Origin of the sequence: Saccharopolyspora sp. 7B (genome assembly GCF_020177435.1) — a bacterium.
Lineage (GTDB): Bacteria > Actinomycetota > Actinomycetes > Mycobacteriales > Pseudonocardiaceae > Saccharopolyspora_C > Saccharopolyspora_C gregorii.
Map to the genome: position 1 here is coordinate 22,686 of NZ_JAIUKC010000046.1, position 25,945 is coordinate 48,630.

The 25,945-nt window shown below is 73.2% G+C and carries 23 protein-coding genes; 8 read left to right on the forward strand and 15 right to left on the reverse strand.

Annotation, left to right across the window (positions count from 1 at the left end):
• Positions 1-69: 69 nt before the first annotated feature.
• Both recG and LCD33_RS08825 read right to left on the reverse strand, forming a co-directional pair.
• Entirely contained in the window at positions 70-2,301 is a 2,232-nt protein-coding gene (gene recG / locus LCD33_RS08820) for an ATP-dependent DNA helicase RecG (RefSeq protein WP_224959227.1), read from the reverse strand.
• A 153-nt stretch (positions 2,302-2,454) separates the two neighbouring features.
• Entirely contained in the window at positions 2,455-4,029 is a 1,575-nt protein-coding gene (locus LCD33_RS08825) for a DAK2 domain-containing protein (RefSeq protein ID WP_308011252.1), read from the reverse strand.
• Positions 4,030-4,434: 405 nt separating this feature from the next.
• On the opposite strand from LCD33_RS08825, the gene rpmB reads away from it, so the two are divergent.
• Positions 4,435-4,626, forward strand: a complete 192-nt coding sequence (rpmB, locus tag LCD33_RS08830; RefSeq protein ID WP_224959228.1) for a 50S ribosomal protein L28 — start codon at positions 4,435-4,437, stop codon at positions 4,624-4,626.
• A 68-nt stretch (positions 4,627-4,694) separates the two neighbouring features.
• Here rpmB and LCD33_RS08835 read toward each other — a convergent pair whose 3' ends face one another.
• Entirely contained in the window at positions 4,695-5,282 is a 588-nt protein-coding gene (locus LCD33_RS08835; RefSeq protein WP_224959229.1) for a hypothetical protein, read from the reverse strand.
• A gap of 347 nt (positions 5,283-5,629) precedes the next feature.
• On the reverse strand, positions 5,630-6,301 hold the full coding sequence (locus LCD33_RS08840; protein WP_224959230.1) for a uracil-DNA glycosylase: 672 nt from the start codon (positions 6,299-6,301) through the stop codon (positions 5,630-5,632).
• 371 nt (positions 6,302-6,672) lie between these two features.
• On the opposite strand from LCD33_RS08840, the gene LCD33_RS08845 reads away from it, so the two are divergent.
• A complete protein-coding gene (locus tag LCD33_RS08845) occupies positions 6,673-8,016 on the forward strand; it encodes an MFS transporter (RefSeq protein WP_224959232.1) in 1,344 nt (447 codons plus the stop codon).
• Positions 8,017-8,085: 69 nt separating this feature from the next.
• Here LCD33_RS08845 and LCD33_RS08850 read toward each other — a convergent pair whose 3' ends face one another.
• Complete coding sequence (locus LCD33_RS08850; RefSeq protein WP_224959234.1) at positions 8,086-9,051, reverse strand: thiamine-phosphate kinase; 966 nt, start codon at positions 9,049-9,051, stop codon at positions 8,086-8,088.
• Positions 9,052-9,148: 97 nt separating this feature from the next.
• Between LCD33_RS08850 and LCD33_RS08855 the strand changes: the two genes are divergently transcribed.
• Complete coding sequence (locus LCD33_RS08855; protein ID WP_184481871.1) at positions 9,149-9,382, forward strand: Lrp/AsnC ligand binding domain-containing protein; 234 nt, start codon at positions 9,149-9,151, stop codon at positions 9,380-9,382.
• A gap of 78 nt (positions 9,383-9,460) precedes the next feature.
• A complete protein-coding gene (locus tag LCD33_RS08860) occupies positions 9,461-10,000 on the forward strand; it encodes a DUF3515 domain-containing protein (protein WP_224977712.1) in 540 nt (179 codons plus the stop codon).
• 239 nt (positions 10,001-10,239) lie between these two features.
• Here LCD33_RS08860 and LCD33_RS08865 read toward each other — a convergent pair whose 3' ends face one another.
• The 6 genes from LCD33_RS08865 to LCD33_RS08890 form a co-directional block, all read right to left on the reverse strand.
• On the reverse strand, positions 10,240-11,331 hold the full coding sequence (locus tag LCD33_RS08865; protein ID WP_224959236.1) for a D-alanine--D-alanine ligase family protein: 1,092 nt from the start codon (positions 11,329-11,331) through the stop codon (positions 10,240-10,242).
• Between the two features lie 10 nt (positions 11,332-11,341).
• The gene (locus tag LCD33_RS08870; protein ID WP_224977713.1) at positions 11,342-12,781 is read right to left on the reverse strand and encodes a PLP-dependent aminotransferase family protein; all 1,440 of its coding nucleotides are present in this window, start codon (positions 12,779-12,781) and stop codon (positions 11,342-11,344) included.
• Between the two features lie 70 nt (positions 12,782-12,851).
• A complete protein-coding gene (locus LCD33_RS08875) occupies positions 12,852-13,328 on the reverse strand; it encodes a cysteine dioxygenase family protein (RefSeq protein ID WP_224959237.1) in 477 nt (158 codons plus the stop codon).
• A gap of 427 nt (positions 13,329-13,755) precedes the next feature.
• Complete coding sequence (locus LCD33_RS08880) at positions 13,756-14,859, reverse strand: cystathionine gamma-lyase (protein ID WP_224959238.1); 1,104 nt, start codon at positions 14,857-14,859, stop codon at positions 13,756-13,758.
• 91 nt (positions 14,860-14,950) lie between these two features.
• Entirely contained in the window at positions 14,951-15,970 is a 1,020-nt protein-coding gene (locus LCD33_RS08885; protein WP_224959239.1) for an NAD(P)H-dependent glycerol-3-phosphate dehydrogenase, read from the reverse strand.
• A complete protein-coding gene (locus LCD33_RS08890; RefSeq protein WP_224967109.1) occupies positions 15,957-16,742 on the reverse strand; it encodes a 1-acyl-sn-glycerol-3-phosphate acyltransferase in 786 nt (261 codons plus the stop codon). Before LCD33_RS08890 ends, LCD33_RS08885 begins: the two co-directional genes overlap by 14 nt.
• Before the next feature lie 122 nt (positions 16,743-16,864).
• Here LCD33_RS08890 and cofC point away from each other — a divergent pair, with 122 nt between their 5' ends.
• Entirely contained in the window at positions 16,865-17,497 is a 633-nt protein-coding gene (gene cofC / locus LCD33_RS08895) for a 2-phospho-L-lactate guanylyltransferase (RefSeq protein WP_224959241.1), read from the forward strand.
• 84 nt (positions 17,498-17,581) lie between these two features.
• Here the strand turns inward: cofC and LCD33_RS08900 are convergent, their stop codons facing one another.
• Positions 17,582-18,115, reverse strand: coding sequence for a hypothetical protein (locus tag LCD33_RS08900; RefSeq protein WP_224977715.1), 534 nt, complete (start codon positions 18,113-18,115; stop codon positions 17,582-17,584).
• A 73-nt stretch (positions 18,116-18,188) separates the two neighbouring features.
• Between LCD33_RS08900 and LCD33_RS08905 the strand changes: the two genes are divergently transcribed.
• Together LCD33_RS08905 and LCD33_RS08910 are read left to right on the forward strand one after the other, a co-directional pair.
• The gene (locus LCD33_RS08905; RefSeq protein ID WP_224967112.1) at positions 18,189-20,312 is read left to right on the forward strand and encodes an RNA degradosome polyphosphate kinase; all 2,124 of its coding nucleotides are present in this window, start codon (positions 18,189-18,191) and stop codon (positions 20,310-20,312) included.
• Entirely contained in the window at positions 20,309-21,451 is a 1,143-nt protein-coding gene (locus LCD33_RS08910) for an NUDIX hydrolase (protein ID WP_224959242.1), read from the forward strand. Before LCD33_RS08905 ends, LCD33_RS08910 begins: the two co-directional genes overlap by 4 nt.
• Positions 21,452-21,868: 417 nt before the next feature.
• On the opposite strand, the gene LCD33_RS08915 is transcribed toward LCD33_RS08910, so the two are convergent.
• From LCD33_RS08915 to leuC, 3 genes are all read right to left on the reverse strand, one after another.
• On the reverse strand, positions 21,869-22,720 hold the full coding sequence (locus LCD33_RS08915; RefSeq protein ID WP_224959244.1) for an HU family DNA-binding protein: 852 nt from the start codon (positions 22,718-22,720) through the stop codon (positions 21,869-21,871).
• Between the two features lie 228 nt (positions 22,721-22,948).
• A complete protein-coding gene (leuD, locus tag LCD33_RS08920; protein ID WP_224959245.1) occupies positions 22,949-23,551 on the reverse strand; it encodes a 3-isopropylmalate dehydratase small subunit in 603 nt (200 codons plus the stop codon).
• A 30-nt stretch (positions 23,552-23,581) separates the two neighbouring features.
• A complete protein-coding gene (leuC, locus tag LCD33_RS08925) occupies positions 23,582-24,985 on the reverse strand; it encodes a 3-isopropylmalate dehydratase large subunit (protein WP_224959246.1) in 1,404 nt (467 codons plus the stop codon).
• Between the two features lie 96 nt (positions 24,986-25,081).
• On the opposite strand from leuC, the gene LCD33_RS08930 reads away from it, so the two are divergent.
• Entirely contained in the window at positions 25,082-25,783 is a 702-nt protein-coding gene (locus tag LCD33_RS08930) for an IclR family transcriptional regulator (RefSeq protein ID WP_224959247.1), read from the forward strand.
• Positions 25,784-25,945 lie beyond the last annotated feature (162 nt).

The window sequence follows — 25,945 nt, forward strand, 5'->3', positions numbered from 1 at the left end:
CCGCTGCCGCCGGACCGCCCCGCAGCACCATCGGACCACCCCGCGGCCGGGATCACCGGGTGGCGCGGGTCAGCTCTTCTCCAGGTATCCGGCGCGGCCCTCGTCCACGACCTCGCCGACCATCCGCGCCAGACCCGGGTGCGCGCGCAACGACGGGTCCTCGGCGACGTAGCGCTGCGCGGCATCCCGGGCCTCGGCGATGACATCCTCGTCCCGCAGCAACGACAGCATCTTCAACCCGGAACGGCGACCGGACTGGGCGGCACCGAGCACATCACCCTCGCGGCGCAGCTCCAGATCCAGCCGGGCCAACTCGAAACCGTCCGTGGTGGACGCGACCGCGTCCAGCCGGTCCCGCGTGGAGGTGCCCGCCATCGCCTCGCTCACCAGCAGGCACAGCCCGGGGGCCGAGCCGCGGCCGACGCGCCCGCGCAGCTGGTGCAGCTGGCTGACCCCGAACCGGTCCGCGTCCATGATCACCATGACGGTCGCGTTCGGCACGTTCACCCCGACCTCGACGACGGTGGTGGCGACCAGGACGTCCAGCTCGCCCGCGGCGAACGCCTGCATCACCGCGTCCTTGTCGTCGGCGGCGAGCCTGCCGTGCAGCACGCCCAGCCGCAGCCCGGACAGCGGCCCGCCGCTCAACCGCTCGGCCACGTCGAGCACCGCCAGCGGCGGGCGGCGCTCGTCGGTGCCCGCGCCCGCGTCCTCGGGTTCTTCCACGCCGTCGTCGGTGCTCGGCTTCTTCTTCCCCTTCTTCGGCGGGTTCTGCTCGTCGTCGCCGATGCGCGGACACACCACGTACACCTGGTGCCCGGCGGCGACCTCCTCCCGGATCCGCTGCCACGCCCGGTCCAGCCACGCCGGTTTCTCCGCCACCGGGACCACGCTGGTGCTGATCGGCGAGCGGCCGCTGGGCAGTTCGCGCAGCGCGGAGGTCTCCAGGTCGCCGTACACGGTCATCGCGACGGTCCGCGGGATCGGCGTCGCGGTCATCACCAGCACGTGCGGCGCGGATTCGGTGCCGCCGCGGGCGCGCAGCGCGTCCCGCTGCTCCACGCCGAAGCGGTGCTGCTCGTCGACCACGACGAGCCCGAGGTCGGCGAAGGACACCCGGTCCTGGATCAGCGCGTGCGTGCCGACGACGATGCCCGCCTCCCCGGACGCGGCCTCCAGCAGCGCCTTCTTCCGCGCGGCGGCGGGCAGCGAACCGGTGAGCAGGGTGATGCGGGTGGCCCGCTCGGGCGCGCCGAGCTCCCCGGCGGTGCTCAGGTCGCCGAGCAGTTCCGCGAGCGACCGGGCGTGCTGGGCGGCGAGCACTTCGGTGGGCGCGAGCATCGCGGCCTGCCGTCCGGCGTCGACGACCTGCAGCATGCCGCGCAACGCGACGACGGTCTTGCCGGAACCCACTTCCCCCTGCACCAGCCGGTTCATCGGTTGCTCGGCGGCGAGGTCGGCGGCGATCTCGGTGCCGATCTCGGCCTGCCCGGCGGTCAGCTGGAACGGGAGCCTGCCGTCGAAGTCGGCGAGCAGCCCGTCCTCGCGCCGCGGGCACGCCGGGGCCGGGTTCTCGTGCGCCGATTCGCGCAGCCGTGCCAGCACCAGCTGCACCGCCAGCGCCTCGTCCCACTTGAGCCGGTTCTGCGCGGCGGCGACCTCCGCGTGGTCCTTCGGCCGGTGGATCTTGCGCAGCGCGGTCTCCAGCCCCAGCAGGCGGTGCTCGGCGCGCAGCTCCGCAGGCAGCGGATCGTCCGCGCCGTCCCAGGTGTCGAGCACCTGGCGCACGCAGCGGGCGATGGACCAGGACGGGAGCCCCTGCGCGGACGGGTAGACGGGGATCAGCGCGCCCGCGAACTCCTCCACCGCCGAACCGGCCCGCTCCGGGTCGTCCGAGTCGAACAGCTGGTACTCGGGGTGGGAGAGCTGGAACGAGCCGCGGTAGGCGGTGACCTTGCCCGCGAACATGCCCTGCCGCCCCGGCAGCAGTTCCCGCTCCCGCCACGCCTGGTTGAAGAACGTGCAGGTCAGCGAGCGGTGCCCGTCGGTGATGCGGGCTTCCACGATGGTGCCGCGGCGGGAACGCATGCTGCGCTTGGAGACGCGGTCCACCTTCGCCAGCACCGTCACGTGCTCGTCGAGCTCCAGCCCGGCGATCGCGGTCAGCTCACCGCGCTCGGCGTAGCGGCGCGGGTAGTGCCGCAGCAGATCGCCCACAGTGGACAGACCGAGCGAGGATTCCAGCGCCTCCCCGGTCTTCGCGCCCAGCACCCGGTCGAGCCCCGTCTCCGAAGTGGTCATGCCGCCCTGCCCGTGTCGCCCGTGCCCCGCCGTACCCGCTCCGAAGTTATCGGACGGGGACGTCCGGAGGGCGGACCGGTCCGCCGAGCGACCACCGCGTCGCACCGTGTCCGCTGCCCGTTTTCCCGCCGCGGCGGGGAGAACTCCGCCCGGCTACTCCACGCCCAGCAGCAGCGCGGCGGGCAGCGCGCCCGCCGGGTAGCAGGCGCACTCCACCTCGGGGCGGTGCCGGGCGAGGTGCTCGACGATCCGGTCGGCCGCCGCCGCGGGCGCCCGATCGCCCACCAGCACCGTCACCAGCTCGCCGCCCGCGGTCAGCATGCGGTCCACCAGATCCCGTGCCACCGCGGGGAAATCGCGGCCCACCAGCACGACCTCGCCGTCCACCAGGCCCAGCACGTCGCCGGGAGCGCAGCGGCCCGCCCAGGTCAGCGCTTCCGACTCGGCGATGCGCAGTTCCCCGCGCCGGGTCGCGGCCGCGGCCTCCGCCATCACCACCGCGTCGTCGGCGCTGCGGCGGGCCGGGTCGTGCACGGCCAGCGCGGCGAGGCCCTGCACCGGGGACGCGGTCGGCACCACCACGACGTCCCGGCCGTCGCGCACGGCGCGCTTCGCGGCCAGCTCGGCCCGCTCGCCCAGCCCCTCCTCGTTGGGCAGCAGCACCACGTGCGCGGCGCGGGTCCGCTCGATCGCCGCGACCAGGTCGGACACCTGCGGGTCCGCGTCCCCCAGCGGCAGCACCTCGGCCCCTTCCGCGCGGAACAGCTCGGCGAGCGCGTCCCCCGCCACGCAGGCGAGCACCGCCTGCCCCACCGGGTGGGCGACCGCCTGGTCGGCGAAGCGCTGCACCCGGATCCGGCTGGGCCTGCCGGTCTCGACGCCCGCCTCGATCGCACCGCCGATGTCGTCGCAGTGCACGTGCACCGCCCACGCGCCCGCACCGTCCCCGACCACGGACACGCAGTCGCCGAGCTCGCCGAGCGCGGTGCGCAGCCGGTCGACCCCGTCCGGTTCGGCCCCGGCCAGCAGGTACATCACCTCGTACGCGTAGCCGCCCTGCTCGGCGGGAACGGCGACGTCCCCCGCCGGCGGATCCGGGGCGAGGCGCACCCCGTCGTGCACCACCGCGTGCAGCGCGTCCAGCAGCACCACCAGCCCGCGCCCACCCGCGTCGACCACCCCGGCGGCGGCCAGCGCGGGCAGCTGGCCGGGGGTCCGCGCCAGCGCCTCGATCGCCGCCGCGGTCGCGGCGCGCACGACCTCACCCAGCTCGTCGCCCGCGTCGCCGGTCCCCTCGGCGGCGGCGCGCAACACCGAGAGCATGGTGCCGTCCACCGGTTCCGCGATCGCCTCCGCGGCGAGCGCGGACGCCTGGTGCAGCGCGGCGCGCAGCGCGGCACCGTCCATCGAGGTCGCCGCGCGCAGCTGCTCGGCCACGCCCCGCAGGACCTGCGAGAGCAGCATCCCGGAGTTGCCGCGCGCCCCCGAGACCGCGCCCGCGGCCAGCGCGCCCAGCACGTCGCCCAGCACGTCCGGAGCGCCTTCGACCGCCGCCAGCGCCGAGCTCATGGTGTGCAGCAGGTTCGTCCCGGTGTCGCCGTCGGCCACCGGGTACACGTTGATCCGGTCCAGCGCCGCCCGGTCCCGCTCCAGCGCGGCCACCGATTCCCGCGCCCAGCTCCGGGCCGCCTCCGCGCCGAACTCCGGCGCCTTCGGACTTCCCACCACATCGCGAAGCCTAGGCCAACGGTCCCGCGCGGGGCCCGCGCCCGACGCGGTGCCGGGACCGCCCGCGGCCGCCGAGCCCCCGGCGCGGCCGGGCGCGCGCACCCCCGGCTGCGCCGCATGTCAGGGGCCGCCGGAGCCGTTCGGGCCGTGGGGTAGGCTTACCGGGTCCCGGGTGGCGATGACCCAGGGCACCCGTAAGGCATGCAGGTCCGAACCGGCTCCGCGCCGGGAGGAGATCGCCGGTTCCTGGCGAGCAGCAAGCCCAGCGGTACGTGGTCCGGTCCGCTCAGCGGGCGGGATCCCCAAGCGGGCAGCGCTCGCGTGGACTCATCGCCGCAACCGAACTCAGGCTTCCCCGCCGCGGGCGTGGGAGGACGTCGAACGCAAAGTTAAGGGGTGTCTGACGTGGCTGCCGTCTGCGACGTCTGCAGTAAGGGTCCGGGCTTCGGTAACTCGGTCTCGCACTCCCACCGGAAGACCCGTCGCCGGTGGAACCCGAACATCCAGACCGTGCACGCCAAGTTCGGTCTGTCGCAGCGCAAGCGCATGAACGTGTGCACCTCCTGCCTGAAGGCGGGCAAGGTCACGCGCGGCTGAGCGCCTGCCGCTAGCGCGAACCCCGGGACGAACCGACGTCCCGGGGTTTTTGCGCGCCCGGCCCCGGTTCAGGGGTGGTGGTGCCGCCAGCGCGGACCGATCTCCGCCCACTCCTGCTCCCACGCCGCCAACCGCCGCCTGCCCACGTACCAGCGCGCGGCGGCGAACAGCCCGCCGAGCACGAGGCCCGAGCCGAGCAGCACGGCGGCCCCCGCGGTCCCGGCCGCTTGGGTGGCTTCGGAGCGGGTGCGCGGCGGCGGCACCGGCCGGCCCTGCGGGTCGACCCAGATCTGCAGGGTGTCGGCGAGCCGGGTCCCGGTGGGCACTTCGACGACGGCCACGCGCTGCGGTTCGGGCCCCCACCCGACGGCGACGGACCGCACGACGGCGGAGTCCTGCCCCGGCACGTCGGAGAGCACGCGGGCGGTGACCTCGTGGCGCTGGGCGCGTTCGGCGTTCACCTGCCCCAAGTGGTCCCGCAGCACGGCTTGGGACGCGACGAACGAACAGATCAGCACCACCACCGCCGCCGCCGAGAGCACGAGCAGCGCGACGGGTTCGAACAGGTCGGTCCGGCGCCGCAGCGGGTTGGCCCCGGGCCACACCCCGCGCCGCAGCCGCGCCAGGACTCCTCCACTGACCGGGCCGGCACCCATGACGAGCCTTCTTCCGTCGGCGAGCACAAGTCCACCGCAAGGGTCGAATCTACGACCGGCGCTGGGCGAAAGCCATCCGCCGAAACGGGAGGTGGGGCGGCCGGTTCCGATCACGGTGCGTTGATCCGGAGCGCACGGGAGAGCACGTCCGGCCGCCTGTCGCAGGGCGGCTGCGGGGACCGTCGTCGATGCGTTCGAGCTGGTGGGGCGGGACGGACGAGCGCGGCGGGCGGGCCGCCGAGCGGGATCGGGGACCCGCGCGCGAACTCAGGCCCGGCGGGTCGCCACGACGGAGGTCGTCACAGCGCGTCGCCACCGGCCGGTGCGGCGACCGGGTGCGGCGACCGTCAGGGCAGCTTCCAGTCGACAGGCTCGGCGCCCGCGCGCCGCAGGATCTCGTTGGCCCGGCTGAACGGCCGGGTGCCGAAGAAGCCGCGGTCGGCGGACATCGGGCTCGGGTGCACCGATTCGATGCGCTCGACGCCGGGCATCAGCTCCCGGGTGCTGCGGGCGTCGTTGCCCCAGAGGATCGCGACCATCGGCTGCTCGCGGGCGGCGAGCGCCCGGATCGCCTGGTCGGTGACGGCCTCCCAGCCCTTGCCGCGGTGCGAGGCCGACTTGCCGGGCTGCACGGTCAGCGCCCGGTTCAGCAGCAGCACGCCGTTCTCGGTCCACGGCGTCAGGTCGCCGCTGGTGGGCGTGGGATGGCCCAGGTCGTCGCAGTACTCCCGGAAGATGTTGATCAGGCTCTTGGGCGGCCGCACGCCGGGAGCCACGGAGAAGCTGAGCCCGACCGGGTGCCCGGGCGTCGGGTACGGGTCCTGGCCGACGATGAGGACGCGCACGTCGCGGAACGGCTGCCGGAAGGCGCGGAGCACGTCGTCCCCCGCGGGCAGGTACTGCCGTCCGGCGGCCACCTCGGCGCGCAGGAAGTCCCCCATCGCGGCGATCCGGTCGGCGACGGGTTCCAGCGCCTCGGCCCAACCGGCTTCGACGACCTCGTGCAGCGGACGTGCCATGGTCGCGCACTCTAGCGAGCGCGCTCGATCCACTTCCCGCCACCCCGGCGGGCAGCACCGCGGAGCCGTCAACGTGTTGTGCCCCACACAGCGGCGCGTCATCATCGACCCCCGGGCGAGCCATTCCTCCGGCCGAACGATCGAGATCTCCATAACCGCCCGTGACCAGCGTTTCGGCCTCGGCCAACCCCTCGGCCACCACAGGGCACAAAGCGACTGCGAGGTGATGCATTAGGCATGACCACAATTATCGAAACGGACACAAGTAGCCGTTTTGGTGGCCAGGAGGGAGCCGCTGGGCTAAGTTCCCCAGTACTCCAAACGTGTTCACGCACCGTGGACGGCACGACCCGGAGGTGGCACACACCCTCATGACTGCACAGGAAACGGAAGAGCTCACCCCGGAACGGCGATCACTGCTCCGGCGCGCGGTCGGCGCCGCGGCAATCGGGAACACGACGGAGTGGTACGACTTCGGCGTGTACGCCTACGTCGCCGCCTACGTGGGCCACCAGTTCTTCCCCGGACCGTGGGAGACGGTCTCCGCATTCGGCGTGTTCGCGATCTCGTTCCTGCTGCGTCCCCTGGGGAGCATGTTCTTCGGTCCGCTGGGGGACCGCATCGGACGCCAAAAGGTGCTGGCGATCACGATCCTGCTGATGTCCGGATCGACATTCATCCTCGGCTGCCTGCCGAACTACGACACGATCGGACTTCTCGCACCCGTTCTGCTGTTGTTGTGCCGGATGGTGCAAGGGTTCTCGACCGGTGGTGAATACGGTGGCGCGGCCACCTACATCGCCGAGTACGCACCGAATCGGAAACGCGGTTTTTACGGCAGCTGGCTCGAATTCGGCACGCTCGCGGGATTCGGTCTCGGCGCGCTGGTGCCGACGATCCTGATCCTCGTCCTGCCCGCCGAGTCGATGGAGTCCTGGGGCTGGCGGATCCCGTTCCTGCTGGCCGGACCGCTCGGCCTGATCGGGCTCTACCTGCGGTCCAAGCTGGAGGACACGCCGGCGTTCAAGAACCTGGAGCAGAGCGACAACCTGGCCCGTTCGCCGCTGAAGTCCCTGGTGCGCGAGTACTGGCGACCGCTGCTGATCCTGATGGGCGTCGTGGTGCTCATCAACGTCGCGAACTACACGATCCTGACCTACATGGAGAGCTACCTGACCGACACCTTGCAGATCCCGGAGGGCCGGGAGTACGAGGTGCTGGTGCCGCTGCTCCTGGTGGTGGCGCTGATGATGGCGGCGATCACGCCGGTCGGCGCGCTCTCGGACCGGATCGGGCGGAAGCCGCTGTTCCTGTCGGCGGCGATCTGCTTCATCGTGCTGCCGTACCCGGCTTTCCTGCTGATCTCGCAGGGCACGATGCTCACCACGATGCTGGGGCTGGCGCTGCTGGGCGTGGGTCACCTGCAGCTGATCGGACCGCTGGCGGCGACGCTGCCCGCGATGTTCCCGACGAAGGTGCGGTACGCGGCGTTCAGCGTCGGCTACAACCTGTCCACGGCGGCGTTCGGCGGTACCGCGCCGCTGATCAACGACTGGGCGGTGACCTACACCGGGAACTCGTTCTTCCCGGCGTTCTACCTGATGGGGGCCGCGGTGGTCGCGCTGGTCCCGATCCTGCTGATGAAGGAGACGGCGCGGAAACCGCTGATGGAGGAGGCCGACTCACCCGGCACCTCCGCTCCGGCGACCGGCTGAGCGGATGCGCGCGAAGGCCCGGCGGGAACTCCCCGCGGGCCCTTCTGCCGTCCGGAGCCGCTCAGGTGGTCAGCGCCAGTGCTCCCAGCCGACGGCGCCCTCGTAGGTCGCGCCGTCCACGGTGACCCCTTCGCCCTCCACGACTTCACCGACGGCGCGCCAGCCCTCGGGCAGCGCCTGCTCCGGCGGGAAGGTCGCCACCAGCGCGTGGTCCTCGCCGCCGGTGAGCACCCAGTGCCGGGCGTCCGCGCCCAGCGCCGAGGCGACCTCGGTCAACCGCTGCGGCACTTCGATCAGCTCGTCGCGCAGGTCGATGCCGACCTGCGCGGCCGCCGCGACGTGCCCCAGGTCGGCCAGCAACCCGTCCGAGACGTCGATCATCGAGGTGGCGCCGGCGTCCGCGGCCAGCGGACCCGCCGCGTACGGCGGCTCCGGCACCCGCTGCGCCCCGACCACCGCTACCGGCGAGCGGAACCCGCGCCCCAGCACCGCCAGTCCCGCGGCGGCCCAGCCGAGCCGCCCCGCCACGGCCACCACGTCGCCGGGGCACGCCCCGGAGCGGGTGACCGGCGTGCGGCCCTGCAGGTCGCCCAGCGCCGTGATGGAGATCGTCAGCGCGGGCGCGGTCACCATGTCCCCGCCGATGAGCCCGGCGCCGACGCGCTGCGCTTCTTCCCACATGCCCGCCGAGAGCTCGTCGACCACCGAGGTCGGGGTGTCCGGCGGGCAGCCGAGCCCCACCAGCAGCCCGGTCGGCACCGCCCCCATCGCGGCCACGTCGGAGAGGTTCACCGCCACGGCCTTGCGCCCCACCTGGTGCGGCGTCGACCAGGCCAGCCGGAAGTGCACCTGTTCCACCAGCACATCGGTGGTGGCGACGATCCGGCCGTCCGGTGCGGCGAGCACCGCGGCGTCGTCACCGGGACCGAGCAGGGTCGCGGCGGGCTGGGCCCGCCCGGAGGTCACCCGCTGGATGAGGCCGAACTCACCGGCCTCGGACACGGTCTGGTCCTGCGCCGAAGTGTCCGAACCCACGTCAGACCTCCCTTTCTTGAGCATCCGCTCGGCCCGATGGGGTAGCTTTCTCCCAGTTTCCTACCCCGCGCACCAGGCCGAGACGAAGGGGCACGCCGTGGTTCAGGCATACATCCTCATCCAGACCGAAGTCGGCAAGGCCGCCGCCGTCGCCGCCGAGATCTCCGGCTCCACCGGCGTGATCACGTCCGAGGACGTGACAGGTCCGTACGACGTGATCGTGCGCGCCGAGGCCGAGAATGTCGACCAGCTGGGCAAGATGGTCGTCGCAGGCATCCAGAACGTGGAAGGCATCACCCGGACGCTGACGTGTCCGGTCGTACACCTGTGAGCGCCCGCTTCCGGGCATTCCGGTCCCGCGTGCTGTAGTGGCCGGGTGGCCGACGAACATCCCAGGTTCCCCCGCCCGGTGCTGATCACGGCGCTCGCGCTCAGCGGGTTGCTGGCGCTGGGCGTCATCTCGCTCGGGCTGGTGTCCCGGTTCTCCGAGCAGCGCCAGCAGGACGCGGTGGAGGCGGTGCAGCAGGCCCGCCGCACCGGTCCGCTGGCCCTGCCCCCCATCCCCTCCCCCGGAGCCGAGGGCCCGGAGTGCGCGAAGCTGCTCGCGGAGCTGCCCGCCGAGCTGGCGGTGGACGACGCCCGGGTTCCGCGCCGCGAGCTGGCCGACCCGGTGCCGCCGGGCGCGGTCGCGTGGGGCGACGCCGAGCACGACCCGATCACGGTGCGCTGCGGCCTGCCCGCGCCCGCCGAGCTGACGCCGACCTCGCCGCTGGTGCAGATCAACGGGGTGCAGTGGCTGCGGATCACCGAGGCCGGGAACACCTCGTGGCTGGCGGTGGACCGGCCGGTGTACGTGGCGCTGACCGCCCCGGAGAACTCGGGCAGCGGTCCGGTGCAGGACCTGTCGGACCGGCTGCGGGCGCTGCCCGCGAAGCCGGTCTTCCCCTGATCCCGTAACGAGGGAACCGCTGACTGCCTGCCTCTGAACCTGCCCGGCGGGTCGTGTCGGTGTCCTGTCAGCGGCGAAGCCGCTGAGCCGACGACCCAGCACGCAACCGGCACCGCAGCGGGTTCTCAGCTGTTTCCTCGCGAGGACAGCGATTTCTCATGTGGCGGAGCCACCTGTGAAATCGATCCCGCAGCGAGGGAACAGCTGAGGTTCCCTCGCAACAGGAGTGGAGAAGCGATTCAGCGCAGGCCCGTGCCGCGGGCCCGCGCGGTGTCGACGAGCGTGGTCAGCAGCGTCGGGTAGTCCACCCCGGTCTGCGCCCACATCCGCGGGTACAGCGAGATCGAGGTGAACCCGGGCATGGTGTTGACCTCGTTGACGATGAGCCCGCCGTCCTCGGCGACGAAGAAGTCCACGCGGGCGAGGCCCTGGCACTCCAGGGCCCGGAACGCGGTGATCGCGGTGGCGCGCAGCTGCTCGACCGTGTCGTCGCCGACCTTGGCGGGGATGTCGAACTCGGTGACGTCGTCGAGGTACTTGGAGTCGAAGTCGTACCAGTCGGCCTCGCCGGTGACGCGGAGTTCGGCGGGCAGCGAGGCTTCCACGCGGCCGTCGGGGAATTCGAGGACGCCGCACTCGACCTCGCGGCCGACGACGGCCTTCTCGATGATCACCTTGGGGTCGGTGCGGCGGGCCTCGGCGACGGCGTCGTCCAGCTGGGCCCAGTCCGTGATCTTGGTGATGCCGAGCGAGGAGCCGGCGCGGGCCGGCTTGACGAAGGCGGGCAGCCCGATCCGCTCCCGGCGCGCTTCGTCCAAAGTGGACTGGTCGCGGCGCAGCACCTCGTAGGTGCCGACCTCGATGCCCTCCGCCGCCAAGAGCTTCTTGGTGTACTCCTTGTCCATCGACACCGCGCTGGAGAGCACGCCCGGCCCGGCGTAGGGCACGTCGGCCATCTCCAGCAGGCCCTGGATGGTGCCGTCCTCGCCGAAAGCCCCGTGCAGCACCGGGAACACGACGTCCACTTCGGACAGGACCTCGCCGCCGCGGCCCGGCTCGACCAGGATCAGGTCCCGCCGCGTCGGGTCGCCGGGCAGCGCGACCGCGGTCCCCTGCGCCACTTCCGGCGCCTGCCGGTCGCGGATGGCCAGCTCCGCCGGGTCCGAGGTGCCCAGCACCCAAGCGCCTTCGCGGGTGATGCCGACGGGGACGACCTCGAAGCGCTCCCGATCCAGGTGGCTCAGGACACTGCCCGCGGACAGGCAGGAAACGCCGTGCTCGGTGCTCCGTCCGCCGAAGACGACGGCCACCCTGGTCTTGCGCTCAGTCATGCGCGGGACCCTACCCGCACGCGTGGGAGCCGCCAGCGGCCTCCTCGCCGCACCAGCGGGCCACCAGTTCCAGCGATCGCTCCAGGTCGGCGCGCGAACACGAGGCGTAGCCGAGCGCGATCCCGGTCCAGCGCTGCGGTCCGTGGTGGTGCCTGCGCAGCCCGTCGAGCACGATGCCGTGCTCGTTCCCCCGCTCCACCACGCGCTGCTCGGCCGCGGCGGACGGCAGCGGCAGCACCACGTGCGCGCCCGCCTCGTCGCCGAACACCTCGACCCCGGCCTCGGCCAACCGGGCCACGACCAGCGCGCGCCGCTGCGAGAGCTCGCGGCGCAACCTGCGCAGGTGCCGCCCCAGATCACCGTTGCGGGCGTACTCGACGAGCACCCGCTGCCCGGCCGGGGCCGGCCCGGTGCTGGTGCGCTCGCGGTGCTCCAGCACCCCGGCGACCAGCCGGTCCGGACCGAGCATCCAGCCGACGCCGAGCGTCGGGGTGAGGATCTTGCTGGTGGTGCCCAGGTGCACCACCACGTCCGGCGCCATCGCGGCCAGCACGGGCAGCGGCGCCACGTCGTAGCGCAGCTCCCCGTCGTAGTCGTCCTCCACGATCAGCCAGTCCTCCGCACGCGCGCGTTCCACCAGCGCGACGCGGCGTTCCGCGGGCAGCCTGCCGCCGATCGGGTACTGGTGCGCCGGGGAGCAGTAGACGGCGCGCACACCGCGCGGGATCGCCTCCACCACGATCCCGCCGTGGTCCACCGGGGCGGGGACCACGTGGGCCCCGGCGGCGAGCAGGGTCTGCACGGCGCGCTGGTAGCCGGGTTCCTCCACGGCGACGGTGGCACCGCGGCCGAGCGCGGTCGCGGCCAGCTCCGCGAGGGCCGCGGTGGTGCCGCCGGTGGCGATCACGGTGCCCAGGTGCGGGCCGCCGGTGGTCATGCCGCGGTGGCGCAGCAGGTGCTCCACCACCGCGTCCCGGTACTGGTCGGCGCCGGCGACCCGGCGGGTCTCGTCCGGTTCGCGGTCCGCGGCAGCGCGCCACGCCCGGCGCCAGGCGGCGCGGTCGATGCCGCCGGTCCACGGGATCCCCGGGACCAGCCGCACCGCCCCCGCGCCGCCGCGGCCCGCGACCCCCGCCGCGAACTCCGCCGGGGTGCCGGGCGCTCCGGGCGGCGCGGTGGTGACGTAGGTGCCGGAGCCGTGCCTGCCGACGATCCAGCCCTCGGCGTGCAGCTGTTCGTAGGCGGCGGCGGTGACGGTGCGGCTGACGCCGAGGTGCCGGGCCAGCGCGCGCGTCGAGGGCAGCCGATCGCCCCCGCGGAGCTGGCCGAGCGCGGCGGCGCGGCGCAGCGCGTCGGCCAGCTGCACCGCCAGCGGACGGGCGTCGTCGCGGCGCAGTTCGACGGCCGGTTCCAGCAGCGGCGACCTCGCCGCGGGCACCGGATGTGGCATCTCAGGATTCCTCCCGCTCGGCCTCCCGATGATGCCACCGCGCGCCCGCCACGGGGACGGGCGTCCCCGGTCAGAGCCGGGTGAGGCCGCCCACCGGGTGCAGCGAGTACGGCGTCATCCGGGTCCGGCCGGGGCGGTAGACGTGGATGGTGACCGCGGGGTCCGGCCCGTCGTTGCGCACCTGGTGCACGTGGTCGGGGCCGAACACGCGGGACTGCCCGGTCTCCAGCGCGTGCCACTCCTCGACGGGTCCGGTGGGCGTGCTGCGCACGACGCGTTCGGTGACGCTGCCGGAGACGAGGGTGAACGCCCCGGCGGCACCGCCGTGGTCGTGCAGTTCGGTGCGCTGACCGGGCAGCCAGCTCAGCAGCCAGGCCTCGTGGGTGGCGGTGCGTTCCAGCAGTCCGGCCCAGCGCTGTTCGGGGTCGTAGCGCAGCAGGTGCGCCCAGCCGAGCCGGTCGGCGGCGAGTTCGCGGGCGATCCGCACGGGGTGCGCGATGGCGCGGTCGGCGACGGCGGCGATGGTGTCAGGGGGTACGGCGAACACGGGGAATCCTCGGTGGTCGTGCGGTCGGAGGCCGGGTGGTGGCGGTGACGTGTCCCGGCGCGCGATCGGCGGGCCGCCCGGACCTGCCGCCGGGCGGGCGGCGTTCCGGTGGATGTCGCGGATCGGGCGGTGTGGCGGCGCGGTCTCGGGGACGGCGCGGTCCAGACCTCTTCGGGAGGCAGCTGGTTCAGCGGGTCTCGCGGGGTCCGGGTCTCACCACGGCAGCGGGATCGATCACCGCTGCAGACAAAGCGCGCTCGCCACCCGGCGCAGGTCGATGTGACCTCGTCCATCGGTCATGGCTCGCAACACGCCGCGTAGTGAACCAGCGCCGAAGGGAACCCGTCAAGCCGATTGCGCCCGCGTCACACCACCGGGTAAGCGGCACCGAGCGTGATCACTCCGAGGAGGCTCAGGAAGAGGTGGCTCAGGAGAGCGCCGCGAGGACGTCGGCGACGAGGTCGTCCGGGTCCTCGCACCCGGCGGAGAACCGCACGAAGCCCGGCGCCACCGGATCGCCCCACTGGGCGCGCCGGTCCACCGTGCTGTGCAGCCCGCCGAAGCTGGTGGCGGCCACGACCAGCTCGCTGCGGCGGACGAACTCGGCGACGGCGTCGGCGTCGGCGAGCTCGAAGCGGAACACCCCGCCCCAGCGCCGCATCTGCGCGCTCGCCAGCTCGTGCGCCGGGTCGTCCGGCAGCCCCGGCCAGCGCAACCCGGTGACCGCGGGGTGCCCGCGCAGCGCCGCCACCAGCGCGGCCGCGTTCGACGCCTGCCGGGCGAGCCGCAGGTCGAGGGTGCCGAGGCTGCGGTGCGCCAGCCAGGTCTCGAAGGGGCCGGGGATGGAACCGGAGAGGGTGCGGGCCCGCCGCAGCCGCGCCGCCAGCTCCGCGTCGGCGGTGGAGACGTGCCCGAGCAGCACGTCGCTGTGCCCGGTCAGGGCCTTGGTGTCGCTGGCGATCGCGAGGTCGGCGCCGAGTTCCAGGGGCCGCTGCCCGAGCGGCGTCGCGGTGGTGTTGTCCACCGCCAGCAGCGCGCCGGCCCGGTGCGCGAGCCGGGCGAGCGCGGCGACGTCGCAGACGTCGAGGCCCGGGTTGGACGGGGTTTCGAGCAGCACCAGCCGCACCCCGTCGAACAGCTCCGGCGGCCACGGGCCGGTGGTGGGGATCTCCTGCACGCGCAGCGAGAGCTCGGCGAGCTCCTCGTGCACGAACTGCCGGGTCGCGTAGTAGCCGTCGCTGGGCACCAGCAGCCCGTCCCCGGCGCGCAGCACCGCCCGCAGCACGGTGCTGATCGCGGCCATGCCGGAGGGCAGCAGCACGCACTCCCCGCCGTCCAGCTCGCCGATGGCGCTCTCCAGCGCCCGCCAGGTGGGGTTCCCGGCGCGGCCGTAGAAGTCGGCCGCCGGGTCGCCGAGGTGGTAGGGCGCGGCGAACACCGGGCCGGGCGCGAGCGGTGTCCCGGGTTCCGGGTCGCCGTGCCCGCCGTGCACGCAGCGGGTGCCGTCGCCGTACCGGGTGCCGTCGTCCACTGCCGACCTCCTCGCGCTCGTCCGCCCCGAACGGGCGGCCGGTCGCAATCTAACCCCGCAGGTCCGCGAACTCCGCCGGTCGAGCGGAGGGTCACTCCGGTTTCGGGTCGCGCCCCAGCAGCATCGCGGCACCGGGCGCGGGCGCGAGCCCTTCGTGGCAGACGCGGTGCACGACCTCGGTGATCGGCATCTCCACGCCGTGGCGGGCGGCGAGCGCCCGGATGGACGAGCAGGACTTGACGCCTTCGGCGACCTGCCCGTGGGTGGCGTCCTGCGCCTGCTCCAGGGTTTCGCCGCGGCCGAGGCGTTCGCCGAACGTCCGGTTCCGGGACAGCGGCGAGGTGCAGGTGGCGACCAGGTCGCCGAGCCCGGCGAGCCCGGCGAAGGTCATCGGTTCCGCGCCGAGCGCCGCGCCCAGCCGCGTCGTCTCGGCGAGGCCGCGGGTGATCAGCGAGGACATCGTGTTGTGCCCGAACCCGAGCCCGGCGGCCATGCCGCAGGCCAGCGCCATCACGTTCTTGCAGGCCCCGGCGAGTTCGATGCCCACCAGGTCGGTGTTGGTGTAGGGACGGAAGTAGCCGGTGGAGCAGGCGGCCTGCAGCGCGACCGCGCGGTCGTGGTCGGTGCAGGCGACGACGGTGGCGGTGGGCTGCTCGGCGGCGATCTCCTTGGCGAGGTTCGGGCCGGACACCACGGCGACCTGCGCCATCGGCACGTCGGCGACCTCGGCGACGACCTCGCTCATCCGCTTGAGGGTGCTGAGCTCGACGCCCTTGGCGAGGCTGACCAGGGTCGCGCCGGGCGGCAGCAGCGGCTGCCAGCCGGCCAGGTTCTCCCGCAGCGTCTGGCTGGGCACCGCGAGCACCACGGCGTCGGCCCCGTGCATGGCCGCCGCCGCGTCGTCGGTGGCGCGCAGCGATGCGGGCAGCGGCACGCCCGGCAGGTAGCCGGGGTTGTGGTGTTCGGTGTTGATCCGCTCGGCGATCTCGGCGCGGCGGGCCCACAGCGCGACGTCGCTGCCCGCGTCGGCGAGGACCTTCGCGAAGGTGGTGCCCCAGGACCCGGCGCCCAGCACCGCGATCCGCTGCGCGGCGGGCTCAGGCCCGGTCATCGTCGTTCCGGGGTTCGCGGCGGCGCACCGGGGAGTAGAAGCCGGCGGGCGGCTGCTCCTCGCGGATCTCGCCGAGGAGGTCGCGCACCCGGCCCATGGCCAGCTCGCTGATCTCGCGCAGCACCTGCGGGTCGGCGGCACGGCCCCGGTACTCGCCGAGGTCGAGGGGTTCGCCGATGCGCACGTGCACGGTCTTGCGCGGGAACGGGCGGAACTTCTTCGCGTAGTGGTCGTAGATGCCGCGGGTGCCCCAGCGGGCGGCGGGCACGATCGGCACGTCGTGCTCCAGGGCGAGCCGGGCCACGCCCGCCTTCGGCGTCATCGGCCAGCCGTCGGGGTCCCTGGTGACCGTCCCGTCCGGGTAGATGATCACGATCTTGCCGTCTTCGAGGGAGCCGTGCGCGGCTTCCAGGCTCTTGCGCGCGTCCGCGGTCTGCCGGAACACGGGGATCTGCTCGACGCCGGTGAGGACGTTGCGCAGCACGGGCACGTTCCACAGCGTGTTCTTGGCCATGAACCGCGGGATCCGCGCCGCGCGGTGCACGGTGACGGCGTCGTAGATCGGGTCCAGGTGGGACACGTGGTTGAGCACCAGCAGCGCCGGGCCGGTCGCGGGGACGTTCGCCAGCCCGTGCACCCGGACTCGGGAGAGCAGCGCGGTCAGCGGGTAGAACACGATCGCGGCGAGCCGCAGCCAGAACCGGCCCATCGCCGTCGGCGGCCGTTCCTTGGTGTGCTTGCGCGGCCGTTTGAGGCTTGCCGGTTCCACCACGCGCGTCTCCTCTCGCTCTCAAGAGCGGCTGTCAAGTTACCTGGCCCACGCGTTCGCCCGGCGAGCGGTGCGGTCGCGGCGGGCATACTCGAAGATCGACGGGCGGAGCGGAGGATGGCGGGATGAGCCTCGGAGTGTCCTTGCTGGTGCCGATGAAGCCGCTGCACCTGGCGAAGTCGCGGTTGCGCGGCGATCGGCCCGCCGAGCGGCACGCGGACCTGGTCAGCGCGATCGCGCACGACGCGGTGGACGCCGCGCGCCGCACCCGGGGCGTGCGGGAGGTGCTGGTGGTGACCTCGGACCCGCTGCTGGCCGGGTCGTTCGCGGCGGTGGGCGTCGAGGTGGTGCCGGACGATCCGGCGGCGGGCCTGAACCCGGCGCTGGAGCACGGCGCGCGGCTGCTGCGGCGGCGCGGGGCGCGGGTCGGCGCGTTGCAGGCGGACCTGCCCGCGCTGCGCCCGGCGGAGCTGGCCGCGGCGCTGGAGCTCGCCGGACCGCACCGCGCCTTCTGCGCCGATCACCTGGGGACCGGGACGACGCTGCTGCTGGCCGGGGTGGACGGTGCGCTCGATCCGCGGTTCGGGCCGGGGTCGGCCGCGGCGCACGAGGCGTCCGGTGCGCGGCGGCTGGACGGCGGCTGGGAGTCGCTGCGCTGCGATGTGGACACCGCCGAGGACCTGCGGCGGGCGACGGGGATCGGGCTCGGGGAACGCACCTCGGCGTGGCTGGCCGGGGCTGCCGGACACCCGCGCTGACCTGTGTGGTGTTCCCGCCGACAAAGGTCGAACCGCGGCGACCGGATGGGTGAGAATGGGCCCCGTGAGTACCGACAGCAGCGATCACGAGACCACTCCACCAGCGCGCCGCCGGACCTCGTCGACCGCCGGGTCCGCCGGTGCTCGCCGGACTGCGCCGAAGTCCGGCCGCGGGAGCCGGACGGCGGTTCCGGGAGCGTCCGGTGCGGACGCGACGGGCGGGTCGGCCGGTTCGGCGGGCCCCGCGGCGCCCGCCGCCGGAGCCGGTGCGGTCGAGTCGGAGGCGACCGCACCGGGTGCGCAGCGCCGGACCGCGGCGAAGTCCGGGACGACCGGCTCGCGGTCCACCGCGAAGTCCACGACCGCGAAGAAGCGGGCCACCGGGTCCACGAGCAGGTCCGGTGCCGCGCCGCGGGCCGGGGCGAAGTCGACCGGCTCGGGCGGAACCGCCGGATCGAGCGGGACGGCCGGATCGAGCGGGACGGCGACCTCGGGCGGGGCGGCGACCAGGCGCAAGACCGCCGCGGCGAAGACCGCGCCCACCACCGGATCCCGCACCACGGGCCGCACCGCGACCACCAGGACCGCGAAGTCCGCGGCGGGGACGACCGCAGGCACCGGCGCCACCGCGCGCCGGGCCGCCGCGGAACCCACCGCGCCGCCGCCCGTCCGCACCGCGGCGAAGACCGCGATCGGCGGTGACGGTGCCCGGGTACCGGCCGCTCCCCCCGCGGTGACCCGCGCGGCCGCCAGCACCGACCTGCCCGACGACCGCTACCTGAACCGCGAGCTGTCCTGGCTGGACTTCAACGCCCGGGTGCTGGCCGTCGCCGAGGACCCCTCGCAGCCGGTCCTGGAGCGCGCCAAGTTCCTCGCGATCTTCGCGTCCAACCTGGACGAGTTCTACATGGTGCGCGTCGCCGGCCTGAAGCGCCGGGAGGAGACCGGCCTGTCGGTGCGCAGCGCGGACGGGCTCACCCCGCACGAGCAGCTGACCCGGATCTCGGCGCGGAACCAGGAGCTGACGAAGAAGCTGGGCCGCACGTTCCTCGACGAGCTGCTGCCGGAGCTGGAGGCCAACGGCATCCGCATCCAGCGCTGGAACATGCTCGCCGAAGCCGAGCAGCAGGTGCTGGGCCGGTACTTCGACGACCACATCTTCCCGGTGCTCACCCCGCTCGCGGTGGACCCGGCGCACCCGTTCCCGTACATCTCGGGGCTGTCGCTGAACCTCGCGGTGACCGTCAGCGACCCGGAGGAGGGCCTGCGCCGCTTCGCCAGGGTGAAGGTGCCGGACAACGTGCCGCGGCTGATCCGGGTGGAGGCGGACCGGGAGCAGGAGCGGGCGACGTTCCTGCCCCTGGAGGAGCTCATCGCCGCGCACCTGGACAAGTTGTTCCCCGGCATGGACATCAGCGACCACCACATCTTCCGGGTGACGCGCAACGCGGACTTGGAGGTGGAGGAGGACCGCGACGAGGACCTGCTGCAGGCGATGGAGCGGGAGCTGGCGCGACGCCGGTTCGGCCCGCCGGTGCGCCTGGAGGTCACCGACACGATGAGCGACACGATGCTCGAACTGCTGCTGCGCGAGCTGGAGGTCGACGAGCACGACGTGGTGGAGGTGCCGGGCCTGCTGGACCTGTCCTGCCTGTTCCAGCTGGACAAGCTGCAGCGCCCCGAGTTGAAGAACCCGCCGTTCGTGCCCGCCACCCACCCGGCGTTCGCCGAGGGGCAGACGCCGAAGAGCATCTTCGCGACGCTGCGCGAGGGCGACGTGCTGGTGCACCACCCCTACGACGCGTTCTCCACCTCGGTGCAGCGCTTCATAGAGCAGGCCGCCGCCGACCCGCACGTGCTGGCCATCAAGCAGACCCTGTACCGCACCTCCGGTGACTCGCCGATAGTGAACGCGCTGATCGACGCGGCGGAGGCCGGCAAGCAGGTGGTGGCGCTGGTCGAGCTGAAGGCCCGGTTCGACGAGCAGGCGAACATCAAGTGGGCGCGCACCCTGGAGCGTGCCGGGGTGCACGTGGTGTACGGCCTGGTGGGGCTCAAGACGCACTGCAAGACGGCGCTAGTGGTGCGCCAGGAGGGTTCGGCGATCCGCCGCTACTGCCACCTGGGCACCGGCAACTACAACCCGAAGACGGCCCGCACCTACGAGGACCTGGGGCTGCTGACGGCGGCGCCGGAGGTGGGCGCGGACCTCACGGACCTGTTCAACGTGCTCACCGGCTACGCCCGGCACAGCACCTACCGGCGGATCCTGGTGTCCCCGCACGGGATTCGGCTCGGCATCGTGGAACGCATCGAGGCGGAGGCGGCGCGCGCCCGCACCGGCCTGCCGTGCGGGATCCGGATGAAGGTCAACTCGCTGGTCGACGAGCAGATCATCGACGCGCTGTACCGCGCTTCGCTGGCGGGCGTGCCGATCCGGATCGTGGTGCGCGGCATCTGCGCGCTGCAGGCCGGGGTGGCGGGCCTCAGCGAGAACATCGAGGTCCGTTCGATCCTGGGCCGGTTCCTGGAGCACTCCAGGGTGTTCCACTTCGTCGGCATCGACGAGCGCTGGATCGGCAGCGCGGACATGATGCACCGCAACCTGGACCGCCGGATCGAGACGCAGGTGCGGGTGGTGGACCCGAAGCTGACCGAGCAGCTGGACGCGATGATGGATTCGGCGCTGGACGCGCAGACGCGCTGCTGGGTGCTCAACGCGAAGGGCGATTGGGAGGCCTCGCCGCGCAGCGGTGAGCAGGTCCAGGACCACCAGGCGGAGATGCTGCGCCAGCACGGGGCGAAGGTGTCATGACGGCCCAGCACGAACCGGAGCGGCGGACGAACGGCAGCGGCAGGCTGCCGGTGACGGTGCGCGCCGCGGGCGCGGTGCTGTGGCGGCCCGGCACCGGTGCGGCGCCCGAGGTGGCCGTGGTGCACCGCCCCCGCTACGACGATTGGTCGCTGCCGAAGGGGAAGCTCGACCCGGGCGAGACCTCGGCGCACGCCGCGGTGCGGGAGGTGCGGGAGGAGACCGGGTTCGGCTGCGTGCTGTCCGGTTTCCTCGGCCGGGTGCACTACGAGGTGCCCGGGCCCGGCGGCCGCACCGGCAAGCGGGTGGACTACTTCACGGCCCGCGCCGGGGACGGCGATTTCGCGCCGAACGACGAGGTCGACGAGCTGGTGTGGGTGGCGCTGCCGAAGGCCCGGGAGATGCTGAGCTACCCGCAGGACCGGCAGGTGCTGGACGAGTTCGCGGCGCTGCCGGACGATCCGGTGACGGTGTTGCTGGTGCGGCACGCGAAAGCCGGGCGACGAGCGGAGTTCGACGGCGACGACGCGCTGCGTCCGCTGTCGGGCACCGGCCGCAGGCAGCGGGACGCGCTGCACTCGTGGCTGCCGCTGTTCGGGCCGGAACGGGTGTACTCGGCGCCGCGGGTGCGCTGCGAGGAGACGGTGCGGCCGGTCGCCGCGGGCCTGGGCATCGAGGTGGCTGTGGAACCGCTGCTGTCCGAGGAGGGCTACAAGGCCGACCCGGAGACCGCCGTGCACCGGTTCCTGCGCATCGCGGCGGGTTCCGGCACGGCCGTGGTGTGCAGCCAGGGCGGGGTGATCCCGGACCTGGTGGCCCGGCTGGCGCGGTCCGCCGAGCGCGCACCGGAGAACTTCGGGCCGGGGAGTTCCGCGCCGGAGGCTTCGGGGACGGGAGTTCTCGGGCCGGACGGCGCGGATCCGGGCGGCTCGGCGCCGCGGGGTGCCATCGTGCGGAACGGGGTGCTGCGCGACGGTTCGCGCAGCAGGAGCACCGGCCGCGGTGAGCGGGGCGATCCGGCGAGCGCCAAGGGCAGCGTGTGGACGTTGCGGTTCAGCCGGGACGCGCACTCGGGCAACGGTTCGGGACCGCGGCTGCGGCTGGTGTCGGCGGACTACTTGGCGGATCCGTCCGGCCGCTGATCCGTCACGCCGCTGACCCGTTCGGCAGCCGACCCGTTCGGCAGCTGGCCCGTTCGGCAGCTGGCCCGAGCTCCGCGGTTCCGCCCGGCCGCTGGTTCATCCGGCCGCGGACCCGTTCACCGGGATTCGGAGTTCGCGGCACCCGACCGCTCGGGACACCGGCTCCGCCGGTGCTCGGGCGGATTCCGCGGAACACCCCGGAACGGGGGGGGTCCCGGCCCGATCGCGCTGGGCGATCGTGCCGGGATCATCGCGGAATGCTCGCGGAGCAGTGCTCGCGCACGGCCGCGGCGCCCGTGGACCGGGTACCGGGGCCGCCCGCCGCTCCGCCGCCGCGCCTGGCGCGGATGACGCCGCGCGGTGTGCGTGAACGCCACCCGTGCCCGCCGTGGTCCGGCTCGCTCAGGCGGCGAGCGCTCACTTCTTGGCGGTCTTGCGCGTGGTCTTGCCGGTGGAGGCCTTGGCCGTCGAGGTCTGGCCGCCGGTCTTGGCCGCCGAGGTCTTCGAGGCGGTGGACTTGGCGGTGGACTTCGACGCGGCGGCCTTCGGCGCGGCCTTGGTGGCGGTGGCCTTCTTCGGCGCCGCCTTGGTGGCGGTGCTCTTGGCGGCCGTGCTCTTGGTCGCCGTGCTCTTGGGGGCGGCCTTGGCGGCGGTACCGGTCTTGGCGGTGCTCGCCTTCGCGGCGGGCGCCTTGGTCCCGGTGGACTTGGCCGCGGTGGCCTTGGTGCCCGCGGCGGCCTTCGGCGCGGCCTTGGTGGCGGCCGGCTTGGCGCTGGACCGCGTGGCGGCGGCCTTCTTCGGCGCGGTCTTGGTCGCGGCGGCCGTCTTGGCGGTGCTCGCCTTGGTGCCGGCGGCCTTGGTGGCGGGCGCCTTGGTGGCGGTGCTCGCGGTCTTCGCCGCGGCCCGGCCGGTGCCCGCGGTCTTGGTGGCGGTGGCGCGGGTGCCCGCGGACTTGGTGCCCGCCGACTTCGCCGCGGTCGCGCGGGGCAGTTTCCGGCTGCCGCCGACGACTTCCTTGAACTGGGTGCCGGCGCGGAAGGCCGGGACGTTGGTCTTCTTCACCTTGACGGCTTCGCCGGTCCGCGGGTTGCGCGCGGTGCGGGCGGCACGTGCGCGCTTCTCGAAGACGCCGAAGCCGGTGATGTTGACCTTCTCGCCCTTGTTGACGTTGCGGACGATGAGGTCCACGACGCCTTCCACCGCCTGACTGGCGGTCTTCTTGTCGCCGAGGCGTTCCGCGAGTGCCTCGATGAGTTGGGCCTTGTTCACTTCAGTCCCTCCCAGGACAACAACGGCCCCGTCGGGCCGACTCGAAACCCACGGTAAAGCCCCGAACTGCCGAATGCCATTCGCCACGCCCCATTTTTTCGTTGGGGCGTGGGGGCTTTCGGCGGCTCGGGGCTCGTCGCGCCGGTTTCCCGGTGAGGTTGTGAACACCGGCCGCGAATCGGTTCTTCCCTGCGCAGAAAGGAGAATCCGGTTCGCGGCCGGAGCCGATCAGCCCGCGCGGGCGGGCAGCGTCGCGGGTTTGAAGGAAGGCCGGGTTTTTTCGTACGTGTCGATCGTCTCGGCGTGGCGCAGCGTCAAACCGATGTCGTCGAGGCCTTCCAGCAACCGCCAGCGGGTGTAGTCGTCGATGCCGAACGGCACCGTGAGGTCCTTCGCCTGCACGGTCCGCTCGACGAGGTCGACGGTCACCTCGGTGCCGGGTTCGTTCTCCAGCAACTTCCAGAGCAGTTCCACATCGGACTGCGCGCACTCGGCGGCGAGCAGTCCCTGCTTGCCGGAGTTGCCGCGGAAGATGTCGGCGAACCGGGAGGAGATGACCACCCGGAAGCCGTAGTCCTTGAGCGCCCAGACGGCGTGCTCGCGGGACGATCCGGTGCCGAAGTCCGGCCCGGCGACCAGCACGCTGCCGTTCCGGTACGCGTCGTTGTTGAGCACGAAGGTCTCGTCGCCGCGCCATCCGGCGAACAACGCGTCCTCGAACCCGGTCCGCGCGACCCGTTTGAGGTACACGGCGGGGATGATCTGGTCAGTGTCCACGTTGGACCGCCGCAGCGGAACGCCGACGCCGGTGTGCTCGGTGAACGGTTCCATCGAACGTTGCTCCTTTCGGGTCGTGGTGGCTCAGTCGAGGTCTTCGGGCGAGGACAGGGTGCCGCGGACGGCGGTCGCGGCCGCCACCAGCGGGGAGACCAGGTGGGTGCGCCCGCCCTTGCCCTGCCGCCCTTCGAAGTTCCGGTTGGAGGTGGAGGCGCTGCGCTCCCCGGGAGCGAGCTGGTCGGGATTCATGCCGAGGCACATGGAGCAGCCCGCGGAACGCCATTCGGCGCCGGCCGCGGTGAAGACCTCGTCGAGTCCTTCGGTCTCGGCCTGCAGCCGGACCTTCATCGAGCCGGGGACGACGAGCATCCGCACGTCCTGGGCGACCTTGCGGCCGTCCAGGACGCCCGCTGCGGCCCGCAGGTCCTCGATGCGGCCGTTGGTGCAGGAACCGAGGAAGACGGTGTCCACGGCGACTTCGCGCAGCGGAGTGCCGCCTTCCAGGCCCATGTAGTCGAGCGCCTTCTCGACGGCGTAGCGCTCGGCGTCGTCGCCGATGTCCGCGGGATCGGGGATCCGCTCCCCCAGCGGCAGGCCCTGCCCGGGGTTGGTGCCCCAGGTGACGAACGGGGTGAGCGCGTCGGCGTCGATGGTGACCTCGGCGTCGAATTCGGCGCCCTCGTCGGTCCGCAGCGTCTTCCAGTACTCGACGGCGGCGTCCCAGTCGGCGCCTTCCGGCGCGTGCGGGCGTCCCTTGAGGTATTCGAAGGTCGTCTCGTCGGGGGCGATCATCCCGGCGCGGGCGCCCGCTTCGATCGACATGTTGCAGATCGTCATGCGGGCTTCCATGGACAGCTGCCGGATCGCTTCGCCGCGGTACTCCAGGACGTAGCCCTGCCCGCCGCCGGTGCCGATCTTGGCGATGACGGCGAGGATGACGTCCTTGCTCGTGACTCCGGGGCGCAGCGTGCCCTCGACGTTGACGGCCATCGTCTTGAACGGGCGCAGCGGCAGCGTCTGGGTGGCGAGGACGTGCTCCACCTCGGAGGTGCCGATGCCGAACGCGAGCGCGCCGAACGCGCCGTGGGTGGAGGTGTGGCTGTCGCCGCACACCACCGTGGTGCCGGGCTGGGTGAGCCCCAGCTGCGGCCCCACCACGTGCACGATGCCCTGCTCCGCGTCGCCCATCGGGTGCAGGCGGACGCCGAACTCCTCGCAGTTGCGCCGCAAGGTGTCCACCTGGGTGCGCGAGACGGGGTCCGCGATCGGCAGGTCGATGCCGGTGGTGGGCACGTTGTGGTCCTCGGTGGCGATCGTGAGATCGGGCCGCCGGACGGGGCGGCCTGCCAGCCGCAGCCCTTCGAACGCCTGCGGGCTGGTGACTTCGTGCACGAGGTGGAGGTCGATGTAGAGCAGGTCGGGTTCGTGGCCTTCACCTCGGCGCACGATGTGGCCTTCCCAGACCTTCTCCGCGAGCGTGTTGCCCATCGCTCCTCCCCATCGAGATGTGGTGGTCGCACCCCGGTTCCGGGGCACTGTCCCAAAGAGTGGACTTCTCAGATATCGAGAAGTTAATATCGGTACGTGGGACAGCATAGCGGTATCGGAGTGTTGGACAAGGCAGTGGCCGTGCTGCAGGCGGTGGCCGGTGAGCCGTGCGGTTTGACGGAGTTGTGCGGCCGGACGGGCCTGCCGCGGGCGACCGCGCACCGGCTGGCGGTGGGCCTGGAGGTGCACCGCCTGCTGCGCCGCGGTTCGGACGGCCGGTGGCGGCCGGGCGCCGCGCTGGCGGAGCTGGCCGGTGGCGCGGTGGATCCGCTGCTGGAGGCGGCCTCGACGGTGCTGCCCAAATTGCGGGACATCACGGGCGAGAGCGTGCAGTTGTACCGCCGGGACGGCATGCAGCGCCTGTGCATCGCCTCGGCGGAGCCGCCGAGCGGCTTGCGGGACACGGTGCCGGTGGGGAGCACGTTGCCGATGGTGGCGGGTTCGGGCGCGAAGGTCCTCGCGGCGTGGGCGGATCCGGCCACCCAGCGCGCGGTCCTGTCGGAGGCGGTGTTCGGCGAGCGCACCCTGCTGGAGGTCCGCCGCCGCGGCTGGGCGCAGAGCGTCGCGGAGCGCGAGTCCGGAGTGGCCAGCGTCTCGGCCCCCGTCCGCGATTCCCAGGGCACGGTGGTAGCGGCCATCTCGGTCTCCGGCCCCATCGACCGCATGGGCAGGAGGCCAGGAGCCCGCTGGGCCCAAGACCTCCTAGCAGCCACCGAAGGCCTCCAAAACCGCCTCTGACCCCACCGCCCCACCACGACCCACCCGCCAACGGCCGAGGCCGAGGCCGAGGCCGAGGCCGAGGCCGAGGCCGAGAAACCCAACCCCACCAGAACAACAACCCCAACAAAGGAAAGCCCCGCTTCCCAAAGGAAGCGGGGCTTTCCTGGTAGTCCCGACGGG